The organism is Bacillus sp. AF62 (assembly GCF_050312695.1).
In the GTDB taxonomy this organism is placed as follows: Bacteria; Bacillota; Bacilli; order Bacillales; family Bacillaceae_G; genus Bacillus_A; species Bacillus_A cereus.
In genome coordinates, this window is the sequence record NZ_JBNPJZ010000097.1 from 1 (window position 1) to 4,464 (window position 4,464).

A 4,464-nucleotide genomic window follows, 5' to 3' on the forward strand; every position below is an offset into this window, starting at 1 on the left:
CGCTATCTATTGCATGTTCAGCTAGTTTTTCTGATTCATAACATTGCATATTTATTTTAGTTTTGCAACACCCTCTGTTAAATAATAAAATTTTCAAAAAAATCTTTTTTAATAGAAATTGTTATGGTACAGTATAAATGGAAGTTGTTGAAAACGTTTTCTTAAACGTTTTTTTATTTTAGGCTTAAAGGTATGATGACCTGATAGTCTATTGATGAGGTTATTCTATTTAAAAGGGGATTCTTTAGGGGGAGAGAACAATGAACACATGGACACAAGTTTATGATCCATTCGGAAACATTTGGATTTCGGCAGCGGTCGCACTTATTCCGATTATCTTTTTTTTCTTAGCTTTAGCAGTTTTCCGCATGAAAGGGTATGTGGCAGGATTTATTACAGTTGTACTTACAGTTTTAGTAGCGTTATTCGCTTATAAAATGCCGTTCACGATGGCAATGGCAGCGACCGGATATGGTTTCTTATACGGATTATGGCCGATTGCTTGGATTATCATTATGTCGGTATTTTTATATAAAATTTCTGTAAAAACAGGTCAATTCGATGTGATTCGTGCATCGGTATTATCGATTACGAACGATCATCGTCTACTCGTTATTTTAATTGGATTTTCATTTGGAGCATTTTTAGAAGGAGCGGCAGGATTTGGAGCACCAGTAGCGATTACAGCAGCGCTTCTTGCGGGTCTTGGGTTAAATCCTTTATACGCAGCAGGTCTTTGTTTGATTGCAAATACTGCACCAGTGGCGTTCGGAGCGATGGGAATTCCGATTACAGTTGCTGGACAAGTAACAGGTATTGATCCACATAAAATTGGACAAATGGCTGGACATCAATTACCGTTCCTATCATTATTTGTTCCATTCTTTATCGTATTTTTAATGGATGGATTTAAAGGGATAAGACAAACGTGGCCTGCGTTACTTGTAGCGGGTAGTTCATTTGCGATTACGCAGTTCATTACAGCGACATTTTTAGGGCCGGAACTTCCGGATATTACATCGGCACTTGTAAGTTTAATTAGTTTAGCGCTGTTCTTAAAAGTTTGGCAGCCGAAAGAAATCTATCAATCCGAGCAAGCAAATAGTGAAGTAGCAGCAACAACGACAGCAGCATCGATGCCGAAATTAACGTTTGGAAAAGTAGTAAAAGCATGGTCTCCATTTATCGTATTAACGGTTATGGTAGTCATTTGGAGCCAAAGTTTCTTTAAGGCATTATTCGCTCCAGGAGGGGCTTTAGCAAGTCTTGTATTTAAGTTTGAAATTCCAGGTCTGCATAATCTAGTAATGAAAGCAGAGCCGATTGTAAATAAACCAACGCCTTACGAGGCAATTCTGAAGTTTGATGTATTATCAGCAACCGGAACGGCGATTTTAATTGCTTGTATCATTTCCATGTTTATTTTGAAAATGAATGTAAAAGATGCAGTAGTGACATTTAAAGAAACGTTAAGTGAATTAAAAATGCCAATTCTATCAATCGGATTCGTACTAGGGTTTGCATTTATCGCAAACTATTCTGGTCTATCTTCTACGTTAGCGTTAGCACTAGCAGGAACTGGCGGACTATTCCCGTTCTTCTCGCCTTTCTTAGGCTGGATTGGCGTATTCTTAACAGGGTCTGATACGTCTGCGAATGCACTGTTCTCGAATTTACAAGCCATTACAGCGCAGCAAGTCGGCGTATCTGAAGTGCTTCTCGTTGCAGCAAATACAACAGGCGGTGTAACAGGTAAAATGATTTCTCCGCAGTCGATTGCGATTGCTTGTGCAGCAGTTGGTCTTGCTGGAAAAGAATCGGATTTATTCCGTTTTACAGTGAAGCATAGTTTGTTCTTCGTAATTATTGTTGGTATTATGACTTATGTTCAGGCTTATTATTTAACGTGGATGATTCCATAAACAACAAAAGAAATAAACTTTGAATTTTCCAGATTATAGTGTATTATGGAAAAGTATTGAAAATTAAATCAGTGATAAACTAGGGGTGCCTAACGTATGCGTAGGCTGAGAGAGAAGCGCGTGAACTTCTTAACCCTTTGGACCTAATCTGGCTCGTACCAGCGTAGGGAAGTTAACGGCTTTACATAATGATGTCTTTATGAGCCAGGTCCTTATTTTTTTATGGACCTGGCTCTTTTTATGGAAGATGCGCAAATTGGGAATACCGACAGTAGTGGATAGGGTTGTTCAACAAGCAATCAGTCAAGTGCTTGGTTCAATATTTGAAAAACAATTTAGCGAATCTAGTTACGGCTTTAGACAAGGGCTCTTTTATGTTTGTATTTCGGAACTTCATCATATTTCTTTAAATAATAAGCACGGTAAGTAGCTTCACGAAGTTGTACAGAGTTGGCAGCTTCAACCATGTAATAACGAAGATACTGGTTTCCCGTTCGTGTCATGGGTGTTCGTTCCGATTCAAAGTTTCCAGATTGCGATTTTTTCTAGTAAAGACCGGTGTATTTGGCCAATTGTGCTTCGTTCTCAAAGCGTTCAATTTGTCCCACTTCCGCAATGATTCCCGCGGTGTATACGACTCCAATGCCTGGAACACTTGTTAAATATCTCGCTTCTGGAATGGCTTAGAATAAAGCAGTAATGCTTTTTTCTATCTCTTTGATTTGTTTTTTTCAATGTTTGAATCAATCGTGCATAAGTGGCTAATACAACGTCCACAGAGTCTTGAACGACCTTACCTAGTGGGTAGGAGTCACGTATGGCTTTCTTGATGGTTTTCGCTAAATCTTCCGGGTCGCTAAAGCGTCCTTTCCCCTTTTTCTGAAGAAGAGTAGCGAGTGCTTCTAGATCCATTTCTGCGATTTCATCCAACGAAAGGGAATCTGAGAGTATTTCCATCATCGTCGCACCAAAAACAGAGGTATTTAACTCTTTCGATAACGTATTACATTTGTAGTAAAGGTTCTTCATTACATTCTGTTTGCTGGTGAACGAGTTGATATCTAGATCGTGTTAAACGTTGAAGGGCAACGTATTTTTCCTCCTTGATAAGAAACTTATTATACCGTCCGATTCGTAAAAAATCGGCAATACGGAAAGCATCTATTTTATCGGTCTTATCTTCTTCAAAGAGTTTTTTTATACCGATGGATGGCTTTTGGATTTTGTACGACCACTTCCACGTCTAAAGCCCTCAAATCCTTATCTTCCGTTAGGAACATGGAAGGATGGAAACTATAGACGGAAGTAGATTCCATGCCAATGACAATTTTTTTATAGTTGTACAACTGGTGAAAATGGAGAACATCCTCCTTAATGGCGTTGGCACCATTCACATCGTTTGAAAGACAAATTTCTTTCAAAACAGTGTCATGACTGTCAAGAAAACATACATCAAGTTTTTCAGAGCTTACATCAATAGCTACGAATAATCTCAAAGAAAGAAGGTCCTTTCTTTGAATAGTATTTGGAATGAGCTTGGATACTGTGGGATCTCCCTAGAGTCCAAAACATAGCCACAACCTCGCGTATGAGTATTCAATGATTAGCTGCCCTTCCACCACTATGAGAGGTAAGTGAAGGAAACCGATACAGCTTGTGCGTATGCAGTGCATTTTGGTCTGGGTCACAGTCTTTTAACGTGGTCGAACTACAGGAGGAGTAAGCATATTCCCGATGGGTCCATTTCTATAATTCCATTATCTGGGTAAATCCCCCAGTATCCAAGACTAAATTTTACCCATACATCATTTTTTTGATGTAGCTCTTGAAGATAAAAACTATTTAATTTTCAAGGAACAGTTATTAACTTAAAACTTATTATACGAGGAGGGTGTATCATGAAAAAAATATGTTTTGTATTAATTGTCGACGCTGGTATAAATTATGGTTCAATATTTTCTCTACCATTTTTAAGGAATCAGGATGATTTGAAGGAATATTTTTCTAAGTATTATGATGTTTCAATTAATTATATTAGGGATAAAAACTCAGTTGACTATTTGGTAGTTCCCAAACCGTGTCCAGCTTTTGATAATGAAAATAATCTTCCAATAATTGAAGTACCAGCAATCTTATTTATAGAAAAGAATTTTGAAAAAATAAAAACTTATATAGACAATTATTTTTCTAATAACTCATAAAGAAAATAAAAGTACAGTAAAAAGAAGTCCGATAAAAAACGAGTGGTGTAGAATATTTCTATTAATCATTCGTTTTTTATTATATTTACATATATTTTTTAAAAGAGGATTATAGACGTTCTGAAAAAAATTAATTATAACAAGAACGGCGTTCGTGCTACTATCTACGGTTATTTTTTGTACTAAGTACCCCTTTAACTAACAAGACAACAAAAATAATTAACATATTAAGGAAATAATGTTGAAATAAATGTAAGAGCTTTTTCTTTAGAACCTGTTTAAAATCTTTTTAATAAAATCGCTACACCTGCCAATAAGCAACTCTGTCTGCTATTTTCAAG

At 36.8% G+C, this 4,464-nt stretch carries 4 protein-coding genes, 2 pseudogenes and 1 riboswitch; of the genes and pseudogenes, 3 read left to right on the forward strand and 3 right to left on the reverse strand.

The genetic code is table 11. The annotated features are described in order from the left end of the window. Positions 1–260: 260 nt before the first annotated feature. Both lldP and ACQRBL_RS25775 read left to right on the forward strand, forming a co-directional pair. On the forward strand, positions 261–1,922 hold the full coding sequence (gene lldP, locus ACQRBL_RS25770) for an L-lactate permease (RefSeq protein ID WP_023523515.1): 1,662 nt from the start codon (positions 261–263) through the stop codon (positions 1,920–1,922). A gap of 71 nt (positions 1,923–1,993) precedes the next feature. Beyond that, positions 1,994–2,109: riboswitch (TPP riboswitch) on the forward strand. A 57-nt stretch (positions 2,110–2,166) separates the two neighbouring features. After that, a pseudogene (locus ACQRBL_RS25775) lies at positions 2,167–2,283 on the forward strand (Retron-type RNA-directed DNA polymerase); the annotation flags it as partial. On the opposite strand, the pseudogene ACQRBL_RS25780 reads toward ACQRBL_RS25775, so the two are convergent. The 3 genes and pseudogenes from ACQRBL_RS25780 to ACQRBL_RS25790 all read right to left on the reverse strand — a co-directional run bounded on the left by ACQRBL_RS25780 (position 2,279) and on the right by ACQRBL_RS25790 (position 3,418). Beyond that, positions 2,279–2,530 (reverse strand): annotated as a pseudogene (locus tag ACQRBL_RS25780) (transposase). The pseudogenes ACQRBL_RS25775 and ACQRBL_RS25780 sit on opposite strands and share 5 nt — an antisense overlap. A gap of 395 nt (positions 2,531–2,925) precedes the next feature. After that, positions 2,926–3,144 carry an IS110 family transposase gene (locus ACQRBL_RS25785; RefSeq protein ID WP_411996234.1) on the reverse strand — a complete coding sequence of 73 codons (219 nt, stop codon included), beginning with the start codon at positions 3,142–3,144 and terminating at the stop codon, positions 2,926–2,928. Continuing rightward, positions 3,107–3,418, reverse strand: coding sequence for an IS110 family transposase (locus ACQRBL_RS25790; RefSeq protein WP_411996218.1), 312 nt, complete (start codon positions 3,416–3,418; stop codon positions 3,107–3,109). Before ACQRBL_RS25790 ends, ACQRBL_RS25785 begins: the two co-directional genes overlap by 38 nt. A gap of 402 nt (positions 3,419–3,820) precedes the next feature. On the opposite strand from ACQRBL_RS25790, the gene ACQRBL_RS25795 reads away from it, so the two are divergent. After that, a complete protein-coding gene (locus ACQRBL_RS25795) occupies positions 3,821–4,123 on the forward strand; it encodes a hypothetical protein (protein ID WP_097961030.1) in 303 nt (100 codons plus the stop codon). Positions 4,124–4,464: the final 341 nt, after the last annotated feature.

Excerpts from the sequence above, each read along its gene's own strand:
- lldP (WP_023523515.1), top strand. The coding sequence starts at position 261 with ATGAACACATGGACACAAGTTTATGATCCATTCGGAAACATTTGGATT.
- ACQRBL_RS25795 (WP_097961030.1), top strand. The coding sequence starts at position 3,821 with ATGAAAAAAATATGTTTTGTATTAATTGTCGACGCTGGTATAAATTAT.